Raw genomic sequence first — 26,319 nt, forward strand, 5'->3', positions numbered from 1 at the left:
TGTTCCAAACCAGACTATACCTGTTTTATAGGAGGAAGATATGCAACATTTAATTGATCCTATTATCGTAATCGATCAAGGTCACAATCGTAAAAAACTCAATATAGGAATGAGGGATTTAGTTGTTTTTCAATGCTTGCTTAAAGAAAAACTACTAACTGAAAAACAATTATATAGGTATTACACAATAGTAAATTTAGGGAAAATCTCTTACCCCGGATTTTGGAAAAAGCTTGTTAAATTTGAGGAGTTTGGGTTAATCAAAGGTTACAAATATAAGGTAGGACAGAATGGAACAACAATTAAATATTTTAGTTTGAAACAAAAGGGATATGATTTATTGGTTGCTCAAGACAGTGTACCAAAGCATTATGAGAATGCAAATTTCATTAACATTCCAAAAATTAATCTAGATCACCATTTTGGTACTGAGGAAATTATATTAAATAGTTTAATTGGCTATGAAGACTTGTATCCCTTTTATCAGGAACCTACAGTGTTTCCACCCAGGTTAACAAGAGTCTTCCCTGCTGCAATACCTGATGGAGTACTCAAACATAATGAAAAGACTTTGTATATAGAATTTGATAGTGGGTCTGAACCCTTAGGTGAATTGAAAAGTAAAGTCGCTAGATACTTAGATGATGCAAAAGAGGATAAAGAGGTAGAAAGTGATGAAGGCTTGTTAATTACGCTTTTAGACAACTCCATTCCTAATCGAAAGGGGATTGAGGATAGGACGAGTAGGATTCGCAACTTAACAAGAACTATAATATCTTTACCGGAATTGCTAGATAAAAATGTCCCCATCTATATACTGCCATTATCTATTGCTGCCAAAGGTGCTGTCTCCTATTTAGGGGATCATAGGAATGCTACCTTCAGAAGTAATGCAAGGAAAATATCGGATTTGCTTGTAAGAAGTAAATGTCATAACGCATTAGAATCAAATACAAAAGAAGTAACTGAGAACTACTTAAGAAATTACTGCATTACAGCCCACCTTATAGATGTTCATGAAAAGACGAGGGACAGAAGTTTTCTTACGCTGTTCCAATACAAAGAACTTGGAAATATAAGAGATTATGATCAGATAGATAAGCTTGCTAAATATGGTTGTATGGAACCTGGATGTACCGCTGAATTTCTATATGTCATTTATGATGATGAAGAGATAATGCGAACGGATGTGAAAATATCAGGAGCCCTACAGAAAGTTCGATATCTATCATTAGAAGCATTAAGAGAAGAAAGTTTTGTTAATAAACCCTATGTGTTTATTCGTGATACTAAAAGTACCGTGAAGAAGGTTTATGACCAAAGGCAGTGGCCGAATCTATTTTAGGATGGTGTGATAAAGATGAAAGAATTTACATTTAAACAGTTGTTTCGTGAATTAGTTATTATTAAAAATAATCTAGGATTATCATCGTTTAAGGAAATCTCAGATGAGCTTGAGCACTTTACGAATGAATATGTATTTAAGTTTAGTTTATCGAAAAATGTCAGTTTATTAATTTATTCTTCCGTAGATAAGAGGACAGATTACTCGAGAGGGTATGGAACAGATGCTATAAGACTCGTAATCTGTAAAGACAACAAGCACTTTCTCCAAAAAAAGTTGAACCGTTCAGATCAAGTCTTCTCGAATCTAATAAAGGAAATTCAAAAAGCAAAAGAGACCTTCAAATAGGTCTCTTTGTTTGTAAATGACAACTGGAACCATGACTAATAAAAGTTGGTGTAGTACCGTCATTGTCGTCATAACGTCATGATAAAGGTCTTGTAGACATTACTTGCACAGCTTTCCCTAAAATATTTACGGCGTTTTTATCTACCACTTCTATTTTTTCTTTTACGTTGTTGTATTTAATTAAATATTTATCCTCATACTCTTGTAGACGTGCTAAGACTGCTGGGTTATTTCGAATACATAGACATACTATCTCTTCGTGAGAATTAATGGAAGCTTGTTTCTGGATTAATACCAGGTCATCTTTGTGAATTCCGTCTAAATTCATTTTTTCATTGTGAGTACTTAAAATAAATCCATCCTTGTTATTTAAAGATGTGTGTTTAATCGTCATAGATCCTTTTATGTCTTCAGCTTCATAAATGTAACCTGCAAAGATGTTTTTGAGTATAGGGACTTCAATGTCTTCATCTTCTGTAAAGAGAGATAGTCGTTCTGTGTTTGTATCCTCATTGCCCTCAACTTTAATTTCATTTAATTTTTTCTTCAGTTTTAGATTTGTAAAATCAAAAATAAGATCAAATTTATCGTTTTCTTGATCAACATTCTTATATACTTTGACACCTTTTGTTATGTAAATAAACACATTCCATTTCTCTGAAGTGGATAATTCGGTAGTTGCTTTTTCTATGAATGCATCAGTGTCGTACATATTAAACTCTCTTTGCAGGAGAAAATAGCCCAGCTCTGAATCCAATTCAATTATTTGATGGGGTTGTATAGAACTAAAGATAGTTGTAAAAGAATTATCTAATAACTCATCGATATTATTTACTTCAGAAAGGAGTTCTTTAAACTCTTCTGGAGCATTTTCTAAGTACCCATAACTAATTAATTTTGCTGTATCTCCATTTAGGATATCAGCAATCGCTTCGTTAAAATCTTCTTTTGCTGGTGGTAGCTTCCCGTTTTTAAGTTTACTTAGGTAAGCTTTATCTACAGAATATCCTCGATTTCTTAACAATTCTGCAATTTTAGTAAGGCTCAAACCACTATTTTTAATTAATATATTTAGAAAATCATGGTATTTCATAAAAAATCTTCCTTTTTTTTATTGACTTACTAGATATATAGAATTATAGTCTATTTAACGGTGTTGGTAGTGGTTGTTTTATAAAATTAAAAAATACAACTAATAACAACGATTATTCAAGGAGGTGAATATATGCGAAAGAAAAACCAAGACATTAAGAATATGATGAGAAGAAATAAAGTTTATACATGGATGGTAGCTTCACAAATACAAGTACATGAGAACACACTCTACCGTTGGCTAAGAAATGATCTTCCTGAGGAAACGAGACAACGTATTTTTATGGCTATTCAAAACATAATAGAGGAGGGAAATGAGTTTGAAAATGGATATGGTCAATGAAGCACTCCAACTCTTCAAGCAGGGTTTAAAGCCAATTCCTCTTGCGGGTAAGAAACCCTTGATTCAAGGATGGCCAACACTCTATGAAATTAATGATATATCTGAAACAGATATAGAAAAGGGTTTTCTACAAAATGGGAAAATGATTCCTTTTTCTAACAATAACATAGGGGTTTTAACGGGAGCAATCTCAAATACAATCGTAATTGATCTAGACAGTGAAGATGCAGTCGAATGGTTTAAACAGCAAGGTAAGATTCGAAGAACTTGGCTTGCTAAAACTAGGAGAGGTTACCACATATACTTTAATTATCAGAAGGGGATCAAGTCTACTAAACTACATCAAAAAATTGATATCTTGAGTGATAAAAGGTTTGTAGTGGCTCCACCTTCCATACATCCAGAAGGAACTACATATGAGTGGATTCATAATCCATGGGATACAACAAAAGAAGACTTACCAAAGTGGTTGCACACCTTGATAAGTCCAGTTCATTCACACACACACAAATTATATAACAAAGTAAAGAACAAAAAAAGAAATCACACTACAAAACCTATTAATTGGTTTGATTTATACAGCAGAACAGTCTCAAATATTAGAGGAACTGGATTGTGGCGTAATGGTCGATGTCCGTTTCATTCTGATCGTCATAATTCCTTTGGATTTCATATAAGGGATGGAGGATATAAATGTTTTGCTGGGTGTGGCTCAGGCAGTGGTCTCCAATTTATACAACGCATCTATTCGATTCCATATCACTTAGCGTTGCGGTTAGCCAACGGAGAGGATGTATACATTGGATAGAGATAAGCAACCCATTGGTGAAGTTAAGGACATTAATACACTACCGTTTAAGGAAAAAATAAAAGTGCTTTTGGAACAACGCCAAATTGGTCCTATACAGGCACTAATAGAGTTAGCAAAAGAAGAAGCTGAAGGATTTTTTATTAATGAAATAGGCGAGTTTTACGCTTCTATAGATGTTAATGGTATGACCAAAAATGTAAATATTGAGAAAAAACTCTTCAAGTTATGGTTGAGAAGAGTTTACTATCACACCTTTGGCAAACCACCGAGTGAAAATACAATAAAAGAAGCAGTAAGCACAATCGCAGCTTTGGAGGACGGAAAATTGAATAATCGAATTTCAGCGCCAACTCGCGTGGCAAGGGTAGAGGACACGATTTACGTTGATTTAGGTCATGATAATAATCAGTATGTAAAGATTGACAAAAACGGTTGGCAAGTCGTGACTTCTACCCCAGTGAAATTCGTAAGACCTTCAACATTTCTGAGTCTTCCTATACCAGCCAGTGGCGGTAATATTGAAGATCTCAAAAAGATTATGACTGTAGATGAAGATCAATTTGCTTTAATCATGGGATATATTATTGGCTGCTATAATGTCGGTTCTCCCTTTCCAGTATTGGTATTACAAGGTGGACAAGGTTCTGCAAAATCTACAACAGCTGAGTTAGTGAAATATCTTGTTGATAATGCATTCCCACTCCTTCGCTGGTTTCCAAAGAATGAGGAAGATTTAATTATATCAACACAAACCAACTGGGTTTTGGCTTTTGATAACCTCTCTAACGTAACGAACTCCATGTCAGATGCACTTTGTAAAATATCAACGGGTGGTGGTCTTGCGACACGTAAGTTTTACGAGAACGGTGAAGAAGTGGTGTTCTCTGCTATGAGACCCATCGTTTTAAATGGCATTGATTACATCGCATATCGACCGGATTTAGCAGATCGATCTATAATCATACATCTACCGATTATCCCAGAACATAAGAGAAGAGGAAAAAAGGAAATATGGGCTCAGTTCCATGAGCAATGCCCTTATATAATGGGTGTTATCTTTGATGCCGTTAGTATGGCATTAAGAGAACAAGATAACATTAAATTAGATAAAGCTCCGCGGATGGCTGATTTCGCAAAGTGGGTAACAGCTACTGAACCTGTATTGGGGTTACGATCAGGCAGGTTTATGGAGATATACCGAGAGAATCAAAATGAAAGCAAGATAGAAGGTGTGGAACAAGATTTAATGGCTATGGCAATTAGTAAATGTTTAAGTGCAACGCCATCTATAGAAGGAAGTGCTACTGAAATCCTAGATATTCTATCGAAATTCGTGCCAGCTTCTTCATTGAATTCTAAGGAATCGTTATCTGCACCAAATCAATTTAGAAATAAGATCAATCGCATACTGCCCTTGTTAGCAGCCAAAAAAATTGATTATGAGTATGTGAGAACAGCTCATGAAAGAAAACATTTACTAAGGAGAGCAAAATGACGGTGTGACGACAATGACGGCACAATCATCATATAACTAAAGTGAATCTAAAGGCGTCATTAATTAAAAACTATCAATTAAATGAAGCTTTACTTAAAAAAGGAGTGCCTAAATGTTATTAAATTATATCGACAAATTTTTAACAGTTTATCTGCCAATGTCAAACCAAAGCCAAGAAACAATAAATGGTTATACAAAAGATTTATATATGTTAAACGATTGGTTAGCAGATACGTATGGCTGTGTCCCAACAGTAGAATTAATTGATCACAAAAAAATTGATAAATACCTTTTCTACTTAAAAGAAGATAGAAATTATGCAGATGCCAGTAGACTACGTCACCTTCATACTATAAGTTCCTTCATGAAATATTTAATTAGAGAGGATGTTATTATTAAAAACCCATGCGAAAAGGTAACCAGATTCAAAGTCGTCAAAAAGGAAAGGGAACCTCTATCAGAAAATGAAGTAGAATTATTCTTTGAAGAAGCAAGAGGTCAGACTAAAACATTGATCTATTTGCTTTATTATACTGGTGCTAGGATTAGTGAAGCATCCTCACTTGTATGGAATGATATTGATTATGAACAGAAGACTGTAAAATTATTAGGAAAAGGAAGAAAAACTAGAAAAGTTCCACTTCATCCAAAATTAGAAGAAGAATTGAAGGGACACCATTTAAGAATGACAATGGAAAATAAAAATAAAATGAATTACGTCTTCTATACGAAAAAAACTGGTAGACTATCACAACAATATGCAAGAATTTTTATTGATAAATTAGCAAAAGACCTTGAATTTAGCAAAAAAGTAACCTGTCATACTTTTCGTCATTCATTTGCCACCAACCTACTTAAAAAGGGTGTTGACCTTTTTAAAATTCAACGATTATTGGGTCATACATCATTAAGAACTACGGAAGTTTATCTGCATTCTCAAATTGAGGAGTTAAAGGGTGCAGTAGATCTTTTATAATAGAAGAAAGGTGAAAAACCATGACGAATGAAGAAAAAATAAAAAAGGTTATTGAGATGTATGAGGAAGGTTATGAGGTAAAAGATATAGCAAGAGCCGTAGGTTATTCACATCCCAAAAGTCTTTCCAGGTTCATGGGGGATATGCAATACAAATGGGATAATGTAAAAAAGAATTATGTGTATCAAGTCAACACCAAAAAAGCTTCTTCTAAGACAGATGTGAAAACAGAAAAAGCTGAAAAGAAAACTACAGATCCATTAGATTTACTTGAGGATAATAAAGTTATTTCTTTGCTGCAACATTCAGAGAAACTATTAGGATTACTTCATGATAAAAATAATACAGATAGTAATCAACAAAGTAAGTCAGGTTATAGTTTTTGGAGAAAAGCACAGGAATTTGCATTTACCAAAAAAGCTAATTATACAACATCAGTAAGGTTACCTATTGATTTACACGAACGTTTCAAAACTTTTGGAAGTATGACTAATTTAAGTCAGACGCAGCTAATATGCATGTCAATAGATTATTTTATAGAAAGGTTTGAATCAAAAGCCACAAAATAGTTTTTGTCTCAATAGGGTACGCCTTATTGAGACTTTTTTAAAATTAAGTATTTATAAGGCTGAAGGAGTCTCATATAAGTGTCTCAAAAATAAGGGGAAAATGGAGGAAAAAAATGATTTATGGATACGCAAGGGTTTCTTCAACTGATCAAAAATTAGATACTCAAACTGAACAATTAAAATCATTTGGAGTAGAAGAAATAATAAGTGAAAAAATATCGGGTATATCTGAAAATAAAAAACTTGATTTGTTATTAAAAAATCTTAAACCCTTTGATACTTTAGTAGCGACTAGAATGGACCGATTAGGGAGGAATACGGTGCAGCTTTTACAGTTGGTTGAAGAACTTTCCGAGAAGGAGATATACCTTGTAATATTAAATCTTGGAATTGACACCAGAACACCTACAGGTAAATTCTTTTTAACTGTAATGGCTGGCTTTAGTGAACTTGAGAGAACGATGATAAAAGAGAAACAAAGAGCAGGTATTGAGTTAGCAAAGAAAAAAGGTAAGTATAGAGGTAGAACTAAGCAATATCATATGAATCATAAGGGAATTCAGCATGCAATTGAATTATATATTGAGAGAAATAAGACGGTTAAAGAGATATGTGAGATTACAAAGGTTAGTAAGGCATCTTTGTATAGGGAGTTGAAAATACGGTGTGTTTTAAATGGCCCCAAAAAAGATCCTTATAACAAGGAGGAAACTAGACTAAATACTGAGGTGACTTAATTATGTTATGGAGGTATGGACATGTTTTATTAAGTGATAAAAATAAATTAGTACTCCAAAGAAAAAACGGCTTATTATATGACATTGATCCTATGGATACACTGGAAATTAATAAAAATGGAGAATATTTTCCTGTCTCGCTTAAAGAAATACTAAGTAGCAAAACTACTTTTGAGTCATTTATTGGAGTTGAAATCCGTATAAGAGCTCAATCCGGTATAGTCAAATTTAAAAGCCAAGAAGAAATTAATAAAGAAAGAAATAAACAGTTTTATCAAATATGTTCCGAAATGAAAAGAAATCTGGAGGAATATAAAAAAAGTGTTGAAGACATTTTGAAAAATAAAACAAAGTAAATTAAAGCAACTGAAATGTTGCTTTTTTTTATAATTTAATATAATTCCTAACTTTGCATATAAGTTGGATTAAATATGTCGATACATAGACAGTATAATAACCAAGCAATTAAGGAGATTAATATGGTTAGTAAAAATCAACTATGTCCTTGTAACTCTAAAAAAAAATATAAACTATGCTGTTTATCAAAAAACATTAATAACAAAAGAAGAATAAGTGATCCAAGAATTAGTAGTCTTATTAAAGAAGTAATGGAAATAAATAACATTGATTTAAATATTATTAATAAATTTGCTTTTGAAAGTCATTCAATTTGCATAGGTGAGAAATCATATTGCCTAAAAAGATTAGAACAACTCTTATATGAGATAAATTGTGATAAAAAAAGGATTGGATTGATTCAGCTTATTTGTATTGAATTGTATTTAATCTTGGTAGGCGATTATAAATAATTGATAATAAAATCATTGATAGTAGCACAGAAAATTTATCATGGAATGAATATAAGATACTATTTAAAACTGTAGTTGGGAATATATTGGATTTTTCAAAACGAAACACAATAATAGACTATGGTGCTATAAAATGTGTAACAGAATTTTGTTATCAAACATTAATAAATGAAGTGTCTGATGAGAATAACTATATTGGTGCTACTATATATGTTGATACTGGAAATGTTATAAAAGGATGGGATTTCATAAAGGGAACTGATACTAAAGCAGAAGATTTTTTTGACTTTTTTATTGAAAACGCAGACGTTTTAGAACAAGCTCATCAAATTTTAGTTAATAAACTACCTGGTTTATCTTCTGAATCTTTAAAGACTTTAGCCACAATTATATATCAAAAAATAACTATGCCCTCTAAATCGCAATACCTTCTGTCATATACCGGAAAGACTATAAGTTATTTTTCAGTTATAGAAGAAGAGTTAAGAAATATTCTAATGATGAAAAATATAATAATAAATAAGCAAAAAGTTATGTGGTATAAGATTGCAGACTATTTAGAGGTAAATAGAATTGAACATCTTCATGATAGTTTACCGTCGATATCAGAAACAATGAAGAAACTTAAGAGTATTCGAAATAAAGCTGCTCATGAAGGTTTCATTTCCTTAGAAGAATTTGAACAAGTAGAAAAATTTGCAGTCATAGATAATGCATTGGGTATAATTTCTTATACAAAATTATTATTAAGAACTGCAAAAGAGAATGAAAACCTTAATGATTATAAAGATGAGGCTGAATTTATTAACAAAGATTTATTAAATGGAACTATTTTAGATGTTATTTTCGAGGATCCAAAAACTTTATATGAAAAGGGTATGTGTTTTAGAAGAGGTATTGGAGTGAAAAAAAATGACACGACGGCTGCTGAATATTTTTTTAAAAGCGCAGCAATGAATCACGAACCATCTTTAATAAACTTAGGTATTTTATATTTTAATGGTAGTGGAGTGCCTAAAGATTTAGAGAAATCGTTTAATTGCTTTAAACCAATAGCTGAGAAAAGAGATAGTAATAATCAAGCAATAGCTCAATTTTTTCTGGGATTAATTTATCGGGAATTTAATGATGAATGGAATTCATTTAAATGCTTCGAGAGATCAGCTAATAATGGATATCCTTTAGCAATTAATACAGTTGCAAAATATTACCTAAGTGTCGAAAACTTTAATTTCTTAAAAGCATTAAAATGGTCGAAATTATCTTTAACAAGTGGTGCATTTGATTCTGAAATAGGATTCTTACTAGGTCGAATATATTATGAAGGTGAAGTTGTTTCAGGAAATTTGAATGAAGCAAAATACTGGTTTAAACATGCGAGTATAAAAGGACATGTTTTAGCTTTAGAGAAGTTAAATCAAGTTTTACATAAAGAAAAAGCAATCGATAAAATTAAGCATATATTTGCTATTAAAATTACTTCTAATGATCAGTTAATAATTGGAAAAAAAGGTCCTAAGAGCTTATATGACAGTATAGTTAAACAAGTTAAGCAAGAGCTTAAAGATGAATTTTCAACAGAAGAAATATTAATCTTAATAAAGGAAGCTTTTTAATATTATCCATAAAAAAAAGAACTGGGAATCAGTTCTTTTTTTTATAAAAAATTTATTCATTAGCTAAATTGTTTGAAAAGCATTTATTGGGACAGACTATTATTAATAGTTTAATAGTCAGGGGGAAATAAGGTGCCCAAATGGATTGTAATTAATAATTACACATTAGAGTTTATAGTGCCGTTTAAGTATCTTGAAGAAAAAGGTTTAAATGAAGATCGATATGACTGTATGGGATCAATGGATAAAGAATACTGGTTAAGAAAGTATTACAATGAAAAGAAAGAAGGTATTACTATATATGTAATTGATTATGATTGTATAACTCCATATGGTCATCTCTATATTAAAAATATAAAAAAACATTATCATCCAAACAGTTTTAAATCTTTTAGTGAATACTCATTCGATAGATTTAAGAAGTGGGTAGACCTGAGAGATTTTATGAAGGAAAATTTAAATTTATTTGGATTTCATATGATGGAATATAGAGAAATAGATAAATGGTCAATTGTGGACTTAACTAAAGAGGATGTTTGTTCAAATTGTAGCAAAGTGGTGAAAAAAGGAGAATTAACGCGATATACAATTTTTAATGAACAAAAAGAGGTCTGTGAGTATTGCCTTTTTAAACTAGATAAGGAAGTTCATGAAAATCTAAGTGAAGTTGGCTATGTTTATTTTTTAAAAGAGTTTAATTCAAATAACGTAAAAATTGGAAAGACTAAGAATTTAAAACACAGAGTAACTACATTAAAATCCATGCTTCCATACAAATCAGAGTTAATTCATTATATTATCACACCAAAATATTCTGTTACAGAGACTTTCTTTCATAATTTATTTCAAGGCAAAAAAGTAAAAGGTGAGTGGTTCAATTTAGAACCTGATGATATTAATTTCATAATTAACTTTAAAGAGATAGAAGTGTGTGTTTAGTATTTTTAAATACACTTGAATATAATGAAAACATTAATCTAACTAGTTTTAAGTTAAACCAATAAGATTTAGTATTTATTTAATATAAATATTTAAAAGTACTTTATTTACTTAAATATTTCACTTGAAATCAAAGCAAATATTGGTGCTTTTATAAGTGCGATTAACGGTAAAGAACTAAAAGTTACTTTTAACAAAGCTGTTGACGCTGATTCTGTAATTACAACTCCAGGTTCAGTATATACTCTTCAAGCTGGTGTTGTTGCTGTAACAAGAACTTCTACTTCTACACACACTTTACACTTGACGGTGCTGTTGTATCGCCAAACTCAGATATTACTCTTGATCCTACAAGAACTATTATTACAGTTAAACTTCCAGCAACTGATTCTTCTGCAATTACAGGAAGTGCTCTATTCGCTGTTAATGGTCTAGGATTAGAATCTGGTGCAGCATTAAACAATAAAACTGCTACACTAACAGTTACAGATAATACTGCTCCATCATTAGTATCTGCTCAATTAGTTGGAACTAATGTATTAAAACTTACTTTTGATGAGAACATCAAATCATCTGTTTCCTTTGCAGATGCTGCTGACCTAATTGATGATATTACTATCTCTAACGGTTCTGCTACTTATAATGCAGGTGTAGCTGGATCTGAGAAAGATGGAGTTATCACTTCAGTTAATGGAAAAGAGCTTGTAATCACGATTACACCTCAAGCTACTGAAACAGATTCTAACTGGTCTACAATTGCTGCTTCTTCTACAATTACTGTTACTACATTATCTGGTGTAGGTGTAGGTGTAGATGTAGTTGATACTAACAACGTAGCTCTTCGTAGCAACGTTACAAAAACTGTAACAAAATAATGAGTTATCAGAAGAGTCCAAGTAACACGGGCGGACTCTTTTTTTCTGAGTGAGAGTTCTGTGCTAATTTAAGGATTACGAATGTATCTTAATTTAGCACCCTCTTCCATAGAAAAAGAACCACTTATTGACTGCGATGTAATTATGTGGTTCTTTTTTTATTCCATGTATACAAATATATATATTTGTTAAGAATACCAATATAGGTTGCCAAAACGGCAACTCTTGTTAAAAAACCGCTAGAATAATTAACATTAAATTTAATAGTTTAACCAATTTATGATCTATTTATGATAAAAAAGCTCATGTTAATTCAACATGGGTTTTTTTATTTTTTATTAGTATAAATATTAAAAAATTCGAAAATCATGTTTTATAAAAGGAGGTTCGTAGATGAATGGTATTCAGAAGTATTGGGAAAGTAGGAATGAAAATCTATCTGAAGAAACGAGGAGTGTCCTAAATGAGTATCTGTTAAGTTTAAGATTAGCTAATAAAGCAGAGGCTACTATTAAAAAATATCTATGGATATTAGAAAAGTTTCTAAGTGGAACCTCAATATATATAAAGGATTTAACTTCTGCTAATGTACTAGATTGGTTAAATACTTTTTCAGAAAATAAATCACCAAAAACGATTAATTTCCTGTCTTTCTTCCTTCTTTAAGTTTTGTCTAGAGGAAGATTACATGGAGGACATGGTGATTAAAAAACGGTGGAGACCTAAAATACCAAATGCTTTACCTCGATATTTAAATGAACAGGAGTATGCAAAGGTAAAACTGGTAGCAGAGGATCTATCCCTTCGAGATCGAGCACTTATTTTATTCTTTTTCTCCTCAGGTTGTCGTCGACAAGAGGTATCAGATCTAAGTATAGAAGATATCAATCTAAATCAACGAGCCGCAAAAGTAAGAGGGAAAGGAAGTAAGTTAAGAACTGTTCATTTTTCGGAGGAATGTGCATTAATTTTAACTGAGTATTTAGGAACTAGAGCTTTTGAAGAAACAGATCCCTTATTTATAAACCGCAAAGGTCTGCGTTTACGGCCTAAAGGAATCTATAGAGTCATAACAAAGTTAGGGAAAAAGGCAGGGGTTAAGTTACACCCTCACGCATTAAGGCATACCTTTGCTACAAACATGTTGGCCAGAGGAGCTCAGCTAGAGTTTATTGCTGATGAGATGGGGCATGCCAATCTTAATACAACACGAATCTATGCTCGTATTCCTACTGAGGATATGATGTTAAATTATCAAAATAAAATGGGGTGAAAACTATGAATCTAGAAATGACAAAATTATTTTTGATGGATAACAAAGCACGCTTTAGTTCAGAAACGATTCGAAGTTATCGATTAGCTATTCATCAATTCTTTTCATTCTGTAATAAAAAATATGATGAGGTTAAAGCAACGGATATTCGGGCTTGGCTTGCTTCCATGGAAGAAAGTGGGCTCAAACCTAGAAGTATTCATTTAAAACTAAGTGCAATAAAATCATTTTATCAGTATTGCATGGAAGAAAACAAAACTAAGAAAAACCCAACAATGACAGTTCACAACCCTAAAAAGAATGATTCTCTTCCTTATTATCTGAATAAACGCCAACTAGCTCTCCTTCAAGAACTGACAAAGGGAAATATTAGAGACAGAGCAATTGTGGAGACCTTATATGCAACAGGTGTTAGAGTAAGTGAACTTATACAGATTAAGATGGAAGATATTAAATGGGAAACACGACAAATTTGGATTAGAAAAGGAAAGGGAAACAAGGAACGGTTTGTATTATTCACATACGATTGTGCTGAGCGATTGGAAACCTATCTTTTGGAACGAAATAATAAAAGCAATTACTTATTTCCAAACAACAGAGGTGGACATCTGAGTCGTGTTTTTATAGAGAAAAGGTTTCAAGAATTCACTAATAAATTGGGCTTTAAAGTTGTCCCACATACTATGCGTCATACTTTTGCTGCGCATGTGGCTGAAAAAAACATGTCTCAAAGCTACATCCAAGAACTTCTTGGACATGTCAATATTAACTCTACAAGCATCTATACTCGCTTAATGGACCACAGCAGAAAAAAACAATATGACAAATTTCAAAATTAAAAAAGGAGCTATCTAATGAAAGTAAAAAAATACTGGGAGTTAGAAAAGGAACTAGCAAATAAGAGGAATCACGAGATAATTAGTGATTTCTTGTTAAATATGAAGTTAGGTAACCGAAGCGAGGGTACTATAAAAAATTATCGCATTTTTTTGCAACAATTTTTTTTAGATATGAAAGAATCTTTTTGATCCATTGCTTCAGAAACTATTCTTAGTTGGTTTTTGAAATATCAGGGGCATTTAAAGGAGGTAACGTATAAAAACCGCATTAGTATACTATCCTCATTTTATACATTTTGTGTACAAGAGGGGCACCTAGAACAATCACCAATTAAAAAGCGTTGGATTCCCCGTTGTCCAAAAGCTCTTCCAAAATATATAGAAAAAAATGAAGTTGCTAAAGTGCGACAACAGACAGAACGGACCTCTCTTAGGAATCAAGCTATTGTTGAATTTTTGTTAACTTCTGGATGCCGTATTGGGGAAGTACACCAGCTAAATATAAAGGATATCGACCTTGAAAATCGTATTGCACGTGTTGTGGGAAAAGGGAAAAAGATTCGTGATGTACACTTTTCAGACAAATGTGCAGTTCTCATAGAGCGGTATTTAGATAGTCGTGTAAAAAAGCCCCTATCCCCACTTTTCACAAGATTGGGGAATGAATCTCGGCTGAGTATCGCAGGATATCAAAAGTTTTTATCTGATATTGGAAAGAGAGCAGGACTGTCCACAAGTTTACATCCCCATCGATTTAGGCATACATTTGCAACAGAATTATTAGCCAAAGGTGCAGAGCTTTCATTTATTAGCGATGAATTAGGGCATAAGGATATGGGTACAACACAAATTTACGCTAGGCTACCCAACTATGTGATAATTTCTCAATATAGAAAGTTTATGGGATGAAGGAGGATAAGTTTATGTCTAAATCCGAAGAACCGATCAAAAAATTTATTGCTGAATATAGCTTTCGTTTAGAGAGGAGCACATTGTAAGGTTATGAAATAACGATTAGGCAATTGCTAAGCTTTAGTGGAAAGTCTTATGATGAAATCACCACTCGTGATATTCGGAAATGGCTACTTTTTTTAGAAGATAACGGTTACAAATCTGGAACAATCAAATATAAAATATTTGGATTGCGGAAGTTTTATCAATATTGTTTGGAGGAAGAAAGCGTTAAATACATTCCTGTTGAAGGGATTATACTTCCAAAAGATGAAGATAAACTCCCTCATTATTTAACAAATAAGCAGTTAATTCAACTAAGATCCCTTTGTGAAGGGAACTTAAGGCAAAGGGCTATGATTGAGGTACTTTATACAACTGGGATTCGATTAGGGGAATTAATAAACATGAAGAAAGAGGATATTAATTGGTCTGAACGCATGATTGTCATTCCAAAAGGAAAAGGGAAAAAGGAACGCATTGTGTTATTTACAAAAGAATGTGCGGAATATTTAACCTCTTATTTGCAAAGTCGAAATGATGATTTAAATTTTGTTTTTGTAAATAAATACGGTACAAGACCTATGATTGCCTGGAATATTCAAGAGATGTTTGGGCAATATAGAAAAGCAATCGGTGTATATTTTACTCCTCATACATTGCGTCACACCTTTGCTGCACAATTAGCAATGAAAGGAATGCCTCTATCTTGCATTCAAACCTTATTAGGCCATGAGGAGCCTAAGCATACCCATTACTATTCACGCTTACACCAGCAAGCACAGAAACAAATGTATGATGAATGGATGTGAGAAAAAGAGTAATTAGCAAGCGATTACTCTTTTTCCAAGCTTTCTTAATTCTCAAATTGATAAAATTTTAGAAACGATTTAGTTTAGCATTAGTACGTAAAATCCGCATTACCCATACTTTTTTCATTAACAAAAAACCGCCACCGATCCTTGATACATAAGGGTTGGTGGCGGTTTTGTTATGGGGCCAACTTGCGGATGAAAGTGCTGTTAACGCTAAAGAATTAGTAATTACATTCAATAAAGCTGTTAAAGAATCTTCAGTTATTGATAGCTCTGATGATTTAATTGCTGGTATTGTATATTTAAATTCAGCTGATGCTCGTTCTTCAGTAGATAATGCTTACTTAAGTGCTGACGGTAAAACGTTAACTCTAGTTTCTTCCACTATTTGGAACGGTTCATATGCTTTTGAAGTAGTTAAAGATAAAGTTGAATCAACTGTTGGTGGAAAAGTTGGAGAATACAAAGCGTTTGTTTCAGTAGAGGATACTACTCGTCCAACATTTGCAGGTGTTTCATATGAGGCGACAGGAGCAGCTAAGTTTTCATTCAGTGAACCACTAGATGAAACTGCTGCATCGATTGCATCTAAATTAGTAGTTTCTGGAGGAACTTCAGTTACTATTGCAGATACAGCTATCACTCTTGCAGCTGATAAAAAGTCATTTACTGTTGTATTACCTACAACGATGACTAAAGATGCTTCTTATACTTATACTTTCACTGGATTAAAAGACTTTGCTGGTAACCTAGTAAGTCCTAACCCACTTTCAGCAACAGTAGTTAAATCTGATCGTGATACAGTAAAACCAACTGTAACAAACGTTGCTGCATTAGATACTGGTAAACTACAAGTTACTTTCTCTGAAAAAATCCAGCTAAATACTGCTACAGTAACAGTTGGTAATGCTACTTCTTCAACTTATACTCTTGATACTACAGGTACAGTAGCTACCTTTACTGGAGTAACTAACTTAACTGCTGGTGTTCAATCAGTTACAGTTAAAGATGCAAAAGATTTAGCTGGATTGGTATTAAACGATACAACTCGTGTAATCCAAGTTTCTGCTGATACAACTGCTCCTGCTTTTGTAAGTCATGCAGTTGAAACTGTAGGCGCAGATCGTTTCTTAGTTGTTAACTACAACGAAGAAGTTACTGCTAACGCAGCTAAAACAGTAACTGGAACTTATGTGAATTCTAACAGCATTACACAAACAATGGCTTCAATTACTGGTTCTACGAACATTACTCTAGGCACAGATAAAAAATCTGTTCGCATTAAATTACCTGCGACAGCTGGTACTTATACTGTAACTCTACCAGTTGGGCTTGCTGAAGATACTTCAGCTGCAACAAATGATTCAGCAGCACGCACTGTATCATTTATTCTAGGTTCTGCTGTAGATACTACTAAGCCAGATATGACTGGTTTCGATCAAGTAGGGAATAAAGTTACAGTCACTTTTGACCGTGATGTAACTGCTGCAACTGCTCTAAATGTTGCTAATTACTCAATAGATGGCATTTCATCACCATTTGAATCTGCAATTTTCAAAGGCAACGCACGTACAGTGGAACTAACGTTGAAAAATGATGTTATTACTACTAACGGTGTTCGTAACTACACTGTAAGCAACGTAGCAACATCTGCTGGCTCAGTAATGGTTTCTGAAACTGCTACTTACAATTTCAGTGAAAACGTACGTCCAACAGTTCTAAGTGCAAAAGTAATCGCTGCTGATAAAATCGAAGTAACTTTAAGTGAAGCTCTTGCGGCTGGAACTGTAGGAACAGACTTTGATGTATTCCAAGGAACTTCTACAACAGCTTTAACTGACAGTGAAACGATTTCTGGAACAAATAAAGTTCTTATTACACTTGCAACACCACTTGAATCATTAACTGGTCTAACTCTTAAAGCTTCTTCTACAATTAACTTAACAGATCTTAATTCAAATGATGTTAACTTTGTTGGTCCAATTGTAGTAACAAACAACTAATTACAGACTACGAGACCTTAATAATAGGAAAGTCCATAGGGTAAATCTCTATGGACTTTTTTAATAAATTCAATTTTTCTATAGAACAGAGTAAATATTATGTTTATAAAAGACTCTTAATTTAGGTTGTTTTTATAGTGAAAAATTTATTTAATATGCCGATATAATATGAGTAGTAAATAAGAAACTACAAAATAAAATTCACATCCTAGAAAAGGGGCAGAAGCTTAAGATAATACATTTTAAGCTCCTGTCTCTTTTTCTTTATTTTTCTACTATTATTTCATTGAGTTATAAAATGAAATTATAGAAAATGTTATCCTTTTTTTATTTTCGTTATACATATGAAATGTAAAGAGATATAGGAATTTAGTAACACTATGTCGAAATAAACATAAAGGTTATACGAGGTAAACAGAAAGTGAGTTGAAACGATTGATCTTTAACAAATATAGAAACCTACTATTCTTATTCATTGTAGGGTTGATTCTTTTTTTAGGATGGACGTGGAAAAGCATTTACTTTTCGGAGGTATTAGTAGATGTTCGGCATACTAAGGGCCTCTTGATTTCCAGTATAGGTCTTTTATTAATTATTATCAGTCCGTTGTTATACAAAATTACAAAATGGTCGTATCTTGTTTCATTTCTTTTATATGCGTCGGTATCGTTCTTATTGTATGCTGACGTGGTTTATCAACGCTATTATCATTCGTTATTGTCCATTGAATTGTTTAAGCAAGCCACGCAACTTGGTGAAGTAAATGACTCAGTTACAAGTTTGATGAGAGCAACAGACATTTTTTATTTTATTGATGTCCTTTTACTTCTTGTGATGTTTTTCTACCCATTAGATCAAACAGCAAAAAAGTTCCGTGCACGCTTTGGTATTTCACTTGGAGTTGCTTTAGTAGGAATTCTAATCATGAAATCCATCTATACCTACTTGATTGATCCTAATTTTACCCCTGCTTATAAAGCATCTAGAGTAGGAATTGTTGGCATGCATGTGGGTGAAACCTTTCATTATTATAGGCAGCAAGCTCAAGCGGCTGAAGTATTTAATCAGGAAGAGAACATCGATCAACTTCAACAGATCAAAAAAGAGCTTCAAAAGCGACAGGACTTACAAAAGAAGTCACCATACTTTGGTGATGCGAAAGGCAGTAACCTTATCATGATTCAAGCGGAGTCTCTAAATGATTATGTAATTAATCTGGTCGTTAATAATCAAGAAGTAACCCCTCACTTGAATGCTTTTGTTAAGGAAAGCAGTTATTATCCGAACATTTACCTACAAATTGGTAAAGGCAATACATCTGACGCGGAATTTGTTTCTAACAACTCACTGTATCCTAGCGAGAACGAAGCGGCTTATTTTGCTTATGAGAAAACTACCTTACAATCATTAGCCCAAATTTTAAAGAAGGAAGGCTATCAGACAAGTGCTGTTCACGGTAATGATCCGAAGTTTTGGAATCGATTGAACGCGTATCCTGCTCAAGGATATGATGAGTTCTATAGCATTGAACATCCAGACATTGATTCAAGTAAGCAGTTGGGTCTCGGCATCTCAGATATAAGTATGTTTGATCAGATGATTCCCATTTGGAAAAAGCAATCCGAAAAAGGTCCGTTTTACGGGTTCTTTATTACGTTGAGCAACCATAGACCGTTTAAACTGCCTAAGGAAGAACAACTTCTAGATTTGCCACAAGACCTGATGAACACTCAAGTGGGAGATTATTTACAAAATGTACGTTACGCTGATGAAGCTTTTGGTAAATTCATATCTGACCTAAAGAAAGAAGGTTTATATGATGATACAGTTATAGCTTTTTATGGGGATCATTACGGGCTTCTTCAAAGTGAATCAGATCTAATGAAGAAAACCATTAATATCCGAAATACACAAAAAGAGATGTTTAATATTCCACTCGTTATTCATAGACCAACGCAATCAGAAGGGGAAGTGAACAAGATCATAGGAAGTCAGATGGATATTGCTCCAACCCTTACATCTCTATTCGGCGTCGAGCAACCTCTCTATCAAATTGGCTATGATCTGAACGTGAAGAAAGAAGGGTATGTTGGTTTTAGACATGAAACCACTCCCTATACGTTCTTTTCTACGGAGTATGATTTTAGAATGTCGCCAGATGGGGTTTTTGAGAACGGAATTTGTGCCTCTACTTCAACCGGCACAAAAGTAGATGTGAATAACTGCAAAGCCTATTATGACCGAGTGAGATATGAAGCTGAAATATCCGATTTTCTGCTTCAAAATAACGCGATTGAACGACTTTTAAATGAAGCAAAATAGCTCTTGTAAACCCTCCAAAAAATATTTTTTTGCGGAGGGTTTTTTATATATTTTTTTCCAAATTATCGTGATATGATAGATTTGTAGTTTCCATATTTTACTATACTGATGGGGTGTGAAGGCTTGAAGCAGTGGCAGAAAAGTGTGACATCGCTTGGCTTGTCTCTAAGCTTGTTAGGTACAGGTTTTACAACTGTATTGGCTGAGGGACCAGTAACGAAAAGTAAACTTTCGTTTAAGCAATACTTAGAAGAAGGAAAGAAAACGCAAAACAAGTATGACCTGATTAGAAAGCAGAATGGAGAGCTTAGCAGCACGGAATTTACCGTAAAGTATACGAAGTCTCTCTCAAAGGAAGATCATAAGCGAGCTGGTACAACTTTAGTAAGAAAGATGAAAGGCTTAAACTATGACATCGTAAAGATTCAAAAAGGGAAAAAGCCTGAAGATGTTATCAAGAACTATCAGAAAATGAAACAGGTTGTTACGGTAACGCCAAGTGCGACGTACGTACCATATAGCCTTCCAGATCCGAAGGTAAGTAAACAGTATCATCTATCTTTATTAAAAATTGCAGAAGCTCAAAAGTTAGCTGGGAAAAATAAAGTGAAGGTAGCCGTTATTGACGGAGGTGCAGATACAAAGCACCCTGAGCTCAAGAACAAGATGCTGCCTACATACAATACAACAGATCCGTTGCAGCAAGCGATGCCTGATTTCCATGGAACGCATGTAGCGGGTATTATTGCTTCTGAAAAGAACAATGGAGTTGGTGGTTACGGAATTAATCCAAATACAAGTATCCTTTCCATTGATGTATTTGGACGTGGTTGGGGAGCATCTGATTATACAGTAGCAGAAGGTATCTTATATGCCGTTCAGCAAAAAGCAGATGTGATCAACATGAGTTTGGGTTCATCTTATCCATCTCCACTTATCAAAGAAGCTGTTCAAAAAGCGTTAGATGCAGGAATTCCGATTATAGCTTCTGCTGGGAACAGTGGTGTAAACGAGCTGAACTATCCAGCGGCATTTGAAGGGGTTATCAGTGTAGGATCTACGAATAAAGAGAATAAACTATCCTCTTATTCTACTTTTGGTCCTTCTGTTGATCTTGTAGCGCCAGGAGAAGCGGTGTATGCGCCTCTTTATGATATGGAAAAAGGATCTACTTTTTATTCCATGAGTGGAACGTCCATGTCAGCTCCAGTCGTAACAGGAGTAGCATCTCTTCTGCTTTCCAAATATCCGAACCTGACGCCAAGACAGGTTGAATATATTTTAGAGCAAAGTGCAAAAGATCTTGGTGGACAAGGCTATGATATTCATTATGGAGCAGGTCTTGTAGATCCTGTTGCAGCGTTAAAGTTCGATGTGAAAAAGATTCCAGCATCCGTTACGGTTGTAAAGAACAAAGAAGGTTTATTAAAAGCAGCTGAAAGTTTAACGCTTGGACCACGTTTCAAGAAAGTAGACGATGCGATTCTTAAACCGTATGAAGAAAAGTTTTACAAAGTGGATGTGAAAAAAGGGGAGTCCATCCAAACAACCTTAAAAGGTGCAGCAAATTATGACTATCAATTATCGTTTTATATGATTGATTCAAAAGGTGTTGCTGAGCCTGTTGTCGTAAATCAAGTGGCAGAAGGTAAAAAGGAAGGACATCTTTATACAGCTGAAAAAGATGGAACACTAGTCATGAGTGTTGGAGATGCAAACGGAAATTATCACGCTGGTGGAAAATCTAATTTCACGCTTGAGGCGATGAAATTAACGCAATTACCAGCAGATACAAACACAGAAGAAAATCCAACTGTAATAAAGGAAATTCCTTTTAAAGACAAAAGTCTTTCTAATACATTCATCGGTGAAGATGGTGACTCTGATTACTACAGCATTAAGGTAGATGAGCCGAAGACGTTGAAGATTGACCTGTCTGGTGTCGCAGGTATTGATGGAACGATTGCTTATTATGTAAAAGAAGAAATGCCGGAGTTACCAGATGATCTGACAGAAGAAGAGAAAAAACAATGGGAAGAAGAATGGGCAAACATGGCTCAAGAGCCGGTTGAAATCATCAACAATAAAGGCATTGGAGAATCTGAATCCCTTTATGTGGAAGCTGATCCAGCAGCGGAAATTATTGTTGAGGTAAATAACCATACGAACAGTTTCTTTGGATTCTTTGATCCATCTGCAGAACAAAATGAAGAAAGTACGTTCCCTTCATCTGCGCTACCTTATGAATTAAATGTTGATGCAATTGAAATACCTGAAGATGAGGACGGCTTCCCGATTTGGGATGAAGAAGGGGAAGAACACTCTGAAGATAATGTTACAGTAGAAGATAAAGTAAAGGCCCACTTCCATGAGAGTGGTGAAGGGGAAGAGGAAGAAGAGTTAGACATGGTTGCTATGGTTCGTGAGATGGCGCCTGAATATGACCAAGAAGAAGGAGCAACTGCTTACCTTCAAACGATGGATGACGAAGATTGGTTTAAATTATCACCTTCCAAAGATGGCGTATATGAATTCGATTTCTCTGATTCTGGTGCAATACCAATCGTTGAAATTGTAAAAGTTGTTGAAATGGAAGACGAAGCTACTTTTGAACCAGTTACACATAATGTTACTTTTGATTGGTGGTCCATAAAAGGAAAAGCGAAGATGCTCGCAGGTTTATCTTCAAAAGAAGAATACTATATCCGTGTAGCTTCTCCAGAATTCCAATTCACAACTGAACCTTATTCTATCAAGAGTAAGCTTGTCGTTGATGGCCTTGGAGATGCCAATGAACCAAATGATAGTCTGACTGATGTGAAGGACATGAAGAGTTCGACTGTAAAAGGAAACTATTCATTGTCTAACGATATGGATGTATTTTATGTAAAAGCGCAACAAACTGGTCTGTATGGTGTGGATTGGAAACCACTTCAGCTTACAGCAGATCAAAAGAAAAAGTATCCTGCAGAACTGCAACAACCACTTGATGGTGTAGTAGTTGTTCTAAAAGATCTAAATGGGAACAGAACGTTAGATGAAGATGAGTTCGGAACACAAAGTATTATCGATATCAATTACGAAAATGAAGGCGAACAGGGAGCTTTCAAAACAGAAAAAGGTAAAGGATATTTTGTTGTTACATTAAACTTTACAATGGAGCCTGTTCCAAGTATGGTTCCTTACCAACTTTCTGTTACACCTTACAATATGAAGGATGAAGATGCTACTTCTAAGGTTAAGAACAACATTCCTTCTAAACCACTTTCCTTTAAAAAGTCAGGAAAAACGTGGGAAGCCAAAGGATACTTGAACGCTGGAGTGCCTTATGGTGACTCAGACTGGTATAAGTTATCACTAGATGCTACAACAAAAGGATCTATTTCGTTTGATTTCCAACTTGTTGATGGTGTGATTGAATTGTATGGTTCGAACGGCAAGCTCGTTGCTCAAAGTAATAACTATGCTAACGGTGATGCAGAAATCCTTTATTTCAACCTGAAAAAAGGAAACTATTACATCAAAGTCCGTGATGTGCATGGAAATGCATCCATTTCACCGTACCAACTAAAAGTAACTAAAAATTAATGTAACAAGTAGCAGCTTTCTGGTTTAAAGAGAAAGCTGCTATTTCTTTTATCCAAATAAAAAAGCTTAATCAAAAGTAACGCGTACTTTTGATTAAGCTTGAAATTTAGAATAAAATTAGCGGATAGTAAACTCGCTTGATTTAATCCAGCCTGACCAGCCATCTTCATTTAAACGTGTTCTGACTAAAATCCAAACTTCACCACGGCTATTTAAGAATTTCGTAAACGTATCAGCAACTCTTCCTTGTGCTAATGTTGTTTTAACAGCATAATCCGTTGATGCACCTTTTCGTAATGTACCGGTTTTAGCAGTAACGGTTCCTTCATGATAGAAGTTCATGTAATTCTGGAAGTAATCACTTTCTAACCAACCTTGTTTTTTGCCAGAATCTACTTTATACCACATTTGACCCGAAAACGTCATAAATGCATCTACTTGAGTAGCGATCATGCCTCCAGGTAGCGTTGCAACTGCATCATACCCATAATGAGCACCTTTTCTAATTTCAACTTGAGCTGTGATTAGAGCTTTTCTTCCTGCTTCAGGAGCTGGAACTTTAAACTGATCAAGCTTTGCCCATCCAGATTTATAACCGTGAGTAACGATTGAAACCCATTTTTGTCCATCACTTCCGACAAAAGTATCTCTAACATAAACACGCGTTCCTTTGTTCATGGTAAAAACAGTTTGATAGTTGGTGGATGCACCTCTTTTCACTTCAACAGTGTCGACAATTGTTACTAGATTCTTTCTGAGTAAGCTCTCTTCAGCATTTACTCGTGGTGCCGTGTGGTGGTTGAGAATGATTGCAAATACTAACAACGTACAGACAAACATAATTTTCTTCATATTGACCTCCTAGATTCTATCATACAAATTTAACGTATTCGTCTTTACCAGTATCCTATTACAAAATTTTATTCAGCTTCTCTAACATCTAACAGCCATGGATCGTATTGAGGCTCACCCTCTAAATGAATTAGTGCAAAAATATAATCATATCCTTCAAATTCAAATACAGCTATACGAGCTTCTGGAGGAGTAGAGTTAAACGGATAGTCATAAAATTCAAAGTAACGTTCACCCTCATAATCAAATCCAATGTGAAGCGTGTTGTAATCATTCCCGAGGTATCCAAACTGAGCAAAAGTCGGACCCTCGAAATCTGCTGTTGTTATATCCCCTAGCTCTTTACTGATCGTGCGATAGTCGGCTAAGGTATTTCGAAACATGCCCTGATGTTCACTTTGAACTTTTGCTAAAAGCTTTCCTGTAAGGTAAAGTTCATCAATAACTGCATCAACATTTATTTCTTCCTGTGTGAGTTCAGCTTTTGCACGATCCAATGACATTTTTACGGTAATAATATAGGGAATTCGCTTTAACTGTATTTCAGCAGGTGCTTTGAATTTGGCAAGAATAGCATCGCGTGTCGTTTTTCCATAGACACGGTACAGCAAAGTTGCTTGCTTACGTACTTCTTCTGATAGGTCGTGATAATACTGTTCTGTTACATCAGAAAAAATCTCAAAGTCAATGAGTTCTTTTAATCGTGCTGTTTTATCAGCCATTTTCTTACCTGATGTCAGTGCGTCTATGTAGGCAGTGGAACGGTCTAGAACCACTTTCACATTCTGATTTAACCTGCTTGTATAGTTAGTTAGATACGGTTCTTTAAGTGTTCTTACAGCGGTTAGGGCTTTGTTATAACTATCTTTAGTTTGGTTAAATAGCTTCATATCAGGATAGGACAACGTTTTGTTGTGTTCAACTGAAATTTGCCATTTTAAAGCTGTAGCATACTGCTCAGCTTTTCTTACAAGAGTTTCAGTTTCGGAAACGGTTGCGGCTTCCACTGGTTTTATCATTAGGAAAACCAGTAATAAAGACAACAATCCTCCAATCATTTTCTTCATATATCAATCTCCTTTTTTTAACAACTATCTCAGATTTTACATCATTTTGGGAAATTATCAATCTATCTGTATAGTAAAATAGTATTAACTTTGGAAAAAAATCACTTTTTTGAAACCTGTGATTGTCAGACATCGTCTTACTACTAGAAACAATGAGGAGGAAAAAAATGAAGAAATTGAGTTTGAGCTTGGTTACAGCAGCGTTAATAGTTACGGCAGCACCCGGATTAGAGGCAAAGGCCTTCCATACTCCACCTGTAATGTGGGAAGGAATGGAACTGAAAAAGGGGCAGGTTGGTAAAGTTACTGTAACGAAACCCATTAATTTGTGGAAACGAGAAAACGGTAAGTTAGTTGAGGTTCGGGCACTTAAACCAGGGGAAGTTTATCGTGTATATGGATATGATAAAAAGTATGGTGGACAGTACGCGGTAGGTGCCAACCACTACATAACAAATATCCCGGGTTATGTGAGCTACAAGACGCCATCAAAAGCAAAATGGGAAGAAGTAAACGGAGAAGGAGCAATTATTCCGAATACCCACGTGAAGATTCAGAACGGAAAATTCTACGCAAATGGTGTGTCTTTAGGTATGACACCGCAACTAACAATTGATATTCTGGGTAAACCTGATTATCATTCGCATAGAGATC

The 26,319-nt window shown here is 34.3% G+C and carries 23 protein-coding genes and 1 pseudogene; 21 read left to right on the forward strand and 3 right to left on the reverse strand.

What is annotated here, in order from left to right:
- Window positions 1–40 precede the first annotated feature (40 nt).
- Together HU823_RS08235 and HU823_RS08240 are read left to right on the forward strand one after the other, a co-directional pair.
- A complete protein-coding gene (locus HU823_RS08235) occupies window positions 41–1,345 on the forward strand; it encodes a replication-relaxation family protein (RefSeq protein ID WP_197221768.1) in 1,305 nt (434 codons plus the stop codon).
- A 15-nt stretch (window positions 1,346–1,360) separates the two neighbouring features.
- Window positions 1,361–1,693: a hypothetical protein gene (locus tag HU823_RS08240; protein WP_197221769.1), complete on the forward strand. Its 333-nt coding sequence runs from the start codon at window positions 1,361–1,363 to the stop codon at window positions 1,691–1,693.
- 76 nt (window positions 1,694–1,769) lie between these two features.
- Here HU823_RS08240 and HU823_RS08245 read toward each other — a convergent pair whose 3' ends face one another.
- On the reverse strand, window positions 1,770–2,786 hold the full coding sequence (locus HU823_RS08245; RefSeq protein ID WP_197221770.1) for a LexA family transcriptional regulator: 1,017 nt from the start codon (window positions 2,784–2,786) through the stop codon (window positions 1,770–1,772).
- A 132-nt stretch (window positions 2,787–2,918) separates the two neighbouring features.
- Between HU823_RS08245 and HU823_RS08250 the strand changes: the two genes are divergently transcribed.
- The 18 genes from HU823_RS08250 (at window position 2,919) to HU823_RS08330 (ending at window position 23,746) form a co-directional block, all read left to right on the forward strand.
- On the forward strand, window positions 2,919–3,128 hold the full coding sequence (locus HU823_RS08250; protein WP_197221771.1) for a hypothetical protein: 210 nt from the start codon (window positions 2,919–2,921) through the stop codon (window positions 3,126–3,128).
- Window positions 3,112–3,936 carry a bifunctional DNA primase/polymerase gene (locus HU823_RS08255; protein ID WP_231607394.1) on the forward strand — a complete coding sequence of 275 codons (825 nt, stop codon included), beginning with the start codon at window positions 3,112–3,114 and terminating at the stop codon, window positions 3,934–3,936. Before HU823_RS08250 ends, HU823_RS08255 begins: the two co-directional genes overlap by 17 nt.
- Window positions 3,929–5,434 carry a hypothetical protein gene (locus HU823_RS08260; RefSeq protein ID WP_197221773.1) on the forward strand — a complete coding sequence of 502 codons (1,506 nt, stop codon included), beginning with the start codon at window positions 3,929–3,931 and terminating at the stop codon, window positions 5,432–5,434. The genes HU823_RS08255 and HU823_RS08260 overlap by 8 nt, the downstream gene beginning before the upstream one ends.
- Window positions 5,435–5,546: 112 nt before the next feature.
- Window positions 5,547–6,410, forward strand: a complete 864-nt coding sequence (locus tag HU823_RS08265) for a tyrosine-type recombinase/integrase (protein WP_197221774.1) — start codon at window positions 5,547–5,549, stop codon at window positions 6,408–6,410.
- 20 nt (window positions 6,411–6,430) lie between these two features.
- Window positions 6,431–6,979, forward strand: coding sequence for a hypothetical protein (locus HU823_RS08270; RefSeq protein ID WP_197221775.1), 549 nt, complete (start codon window positions 6,431–6,433; stop codon window positions 6,977–6,979).
- A 113-nt stretch (window positions 6,980–7,092) separates the two neighbouring features.
- Window positions 7,093–7,716 carry a recombinase family protein gene (locus HU823_RS08275; protein ID WP_197221776.1) on the forward strand — a complete coding sequence of 208 codons (624 nt, stop codon included), beginning with the start codon at window positions 7,093–7,095 and terminating at the stop codon, window positions 7,714–7,716.
- Window positions 7,717–7,718: 2 nt separating this feature from the next.
- Complete coding sequence (locus HU823_RS08280; RefSeq protein ID WP_197221777.1) at window positions 7,719–8,072, forward strand: hypothetical protein; 354 nt, start codon at window positions 7,719–7,721, stop codon at window positions 8,070–8,072.
- A gap of 123 nt (window positions 8,073–8,195) precedes the next feature.
- On the forward strand, window positions 8,196–8,525 hold the full coding sequence (locus tag HU823_RS08285; RefSeq protein WP_197221778.1) for an SEC-C metal-binding domain-containing protein: 330 nt from the start codon (window positions 8,196–8,198) through the stop codon (window positions 8,523–8,525).
- A gap of 86 nt (window positions 8,526–8,611) precedes the next feature.
- Window positions 8,612–10,141, forward strand: coding sequence for a tetratricopeptide repeat protein (locus HU823_RS08290; protein WP_197221779.1), 1,530 nt, complete (start codon window positions 8,612–8,614; stop codon window positions 10,139–10,141).
- Window positions 10,142–10,273: 132 nt separating this feature from the next.
- A complete protein-coding gene (locus tag HU823_RS22265; RefSeq protein ID WP_197221780.1) occupies window positions 10,274–11,080 on the forward strand; it encodes a GIY-YIG nuclease family protein in 807 nt (268 codons plus the stop codon).
- 1,268 nt (window positions 11,081–12,348) lie between these two features.
- Window positions 12,349–12,621 carry a phage integrase N-terminal SAM-like domain-containing protein gene (locus tag HU823_RS21860; RefSeq protein ID WP_231607334.1) on the forward strand — a complete coding sequence of 91 codons (273 nt, stop codon included), beginning with the start codon at window positions 12,349–12,351 and terminating at the stop codon, window positions 12,619–12,621.
- A 34-nt stretch (window positions 12,622–12,655) separates the two neighbouring features.
- Window positions 12,656–13,228: a tyrosine-type recombinase/integrase gene (locus HU823_RS08300; RefSeq protein WP_370630054.1), complete on the forward strand. Its 573-nt coding sequence runs from the start codon at window positions 12,656–12,658 to the stop codon at window positions 13,226–13,228.
- Window positions 13,229–13,233: 5 nt separating this feature from the next.
- Window positions 13,234–14,067, forward strand: a complete 834-nt coding sequence (xerA, locus tag HU823_RS08305; protein ID WP_197221781.1) for a site-specific tyrosine recombinase/integron integrase — start codon at window positions 13,234–13,236, stop codon at window positions 14,065–14,067.
- A 222-nt stretch (window positions 14,068–14,289) separates the two neighbouring features.
- Window positions 14,290–14,976, forward strand: coding sequence for a tyrosine-type recombinase/integrase (locus HU823_RS08310; RefSeq protein WP_231607336.1), 687 nt, complete (start codon window positions 14,290–14,292; stop codon window positions 14,974–14,976).
- A gap of 104 nt (window positions 14,977–15,080) precedes the next feature.
- Window positions 15,081–15,830: a tyrosine-type recombinase/integrase gene (locus HU823_RS08315; RefSeq protein WP_370630057.1), complete on the forward strand. Its 750-nt coding sequence runs from the start codon at window positions 15,081–15,083 to the stop codon at window positions 15,828–15,830.
- Window positions 15,831–16,006: 176 nt separating this feature from the next.
- On the forward strand, window positions 16,007–17,836 hold the full coding sequence (locus HU823_RS08320) for a hypothetical protein (RefSeq protein WP_197221783.1): 1,830 nt from the start codon (window positions 16,007–16,009) through the stop codon (window positions 17,834–17,836).
- A gap of 435 nt (window positions 17,837–18,271) precedes the next feature.
- Window positions 18,272–20,158, forward strand: a complete 1,887-nt coding sequence (locus HU823_RS08325; protein ID WP_197221784.1) for an LTA synthase family protein — start codon at window positions 18,272–18,274, stop codon at window positions 20,156–20,158.
- A gap of 123 nt (window positions 20,159–20,281) precedes the next feature.
- Window positions 20,282–23,746, forward strand: a complete 3,465-nt coding sequence (locus HU823_RS08330; RefSeq protein WP_197221785.1) for a S8 family serine peptidase — start codon at window positions 20,282–20,284, stop codon at window positions 23,744–23,746.
- Window positions 23,747–23,863: 117 nt separating this feature from the next.
- On the opposite strand, the gene HU823_RS08335 is transcribed toward HU823_RS08330, so the two are convergent.
- Both HU823_RS08335 and HU823_RS08340 read right to left on the reverse strand, forming a co-directional pair.
- Window positions 23,864–24,598 (reverse strand): SH3 domain-containing protein, encoded by a 735-nt coding sequence (locus HU823_RS08335; RefSeq protein ID WP_197221786.1) that lies wholly within the window; start codon window positions 24,596–24,598, stop codon window positions 23,864–23,866.
- 68 nt (window positions 24,599–24,666) lie between these two features.
- Window positions 24,667–25,665 carry a hypothetical protein gene (locus HU823_RS08340; RefSeq protein ID WP_197221787.1) on the reverse strand — a complete coding sequence of 333 codons (999 nt, stop codon included), beginning with the start codon at window positions 25,663–25,665 and terminating at the stop codon, window positions 24,667–24,669.
- Between the two features lie 248 nt (window positions 25,666–25,913).
- Between HU823_RS08340 and HU823_RS22270 the strand changes: the two are divergent.
- Window positions 25,914–26,186: pseudogene (locus tag HU823_RS22270) on the forward strand (bifunctional 2',3'-cyclic-nucleotide 2'-phosphodiesterase/3'-nucleotidase); the annotation flags it as partial.
- Between the last annotated feature and the right edge of the window lie 133 nt (window positions 26,187–26,319).

Source organism: Fictibacillus sp. 18YEL24 (assembly GCF_015903855.1).
Classification (GTDB): Bacteria; Bacillota; Bacilli; order Bacillales; family Fictibacillaceae; genus Fictibacillus; species Fictibacillus phosphorivorans_C.

Bases quoted from the DNA above. Each gene is read 5' to 3' on its own strand.
- HU823_RS08235 (WP_197221768.1), top strand. From the start codon at position 41: ATGCAACATTTAATTGATCCTATTATCGTAATCGATCAAGGTCACAAT.
- HU823_RS08240 (WP_197221769.1), top strand. From the start codon at position 1,361: ATGAAAGAATTTACATTTAAACAGTTGTTTCGTGAATTAGTTATTATT.
- HU823_RS08245 (WP_197221770.1), bottom strand. From the start codon at position 2,786: ATGAAATACCATGATTTTCTAAATATATTAATTAAAAATAGTGGTTTG.
- HU823_RS08250 (WP_197221771.1), top strand. From the start codon at position 2,919: ATGCGAAAGAAAAACCAAGACATTAAGAATATGATGAGAAGAAATAAA.
- HU823_RS08255 (WP_231607394.1), top strand. From the start codon at position 3,112: ATGGATATGGTCAATGAAGCACTCCAACTCTTCAAGCAGGGTTTAAAG.
- HU823_RS08265 (WP_197221774.1), top strand. From the start codon at position 5,547: ATGTTATTAAATTATATCGACAAATTTTTAACAGTTTATCTGCCAATG.
- HU823_RS08270 (WP_197221775.1), top strand. From the start codon at position 6,431: ATGACGAATGAAGAAAAAATAAAAAAGGTTATTGAGATGTATGAGGAA.
- HU823_RS08275 (WP_197221776.1), top strand. From the start codon at position 7,093: ATGATTTATGGATACGCAAGGGTTTCTTCAACTGATCAAAAATTAGAT.
- HU823_RS08280 (WP_197221777.1), top strand. From the start codon at position 7,719: ATGTTATGGAGGTATGGACATGTTTTATTAAGTGATAAAAATAAATTA.
- HU823_RS08285 (WP_197221778.1), top strand. From the start codon at position 8,196: ATGGTTAGTAAAAATCAACTATGTCCTTGTAACTCTAAAAAAAAATAT.
- HU823_RS21860 (WP_231607334.1), top strand. From the start codon at position 12,349: ATGAATGGTATTCAGAAGTATTGGGAAAGTAGGAATGAAAATCTATCT.
- xerA (WP_197221781.1), top strand. From the start codon at position 13,234: ATGAATCTAGAAATGACAAAATTATTTTTGATGGATAACAAAGCACGC.
- HU823_RS08335 (WP_197221786.1), bottom strand. From the start codon at position 24,598: ATGAAGAAAATTATGTTTGTCTGTACGTTGTTAGTATTTGCAATCATT.
- HU823_RS08340 (WP_197221787.1), bottom strand. From the start codon at position 25,665: ATGAAGAAAATGATTGGAGGATTGTTGTCTTTATTACTGGTTTTCCTA.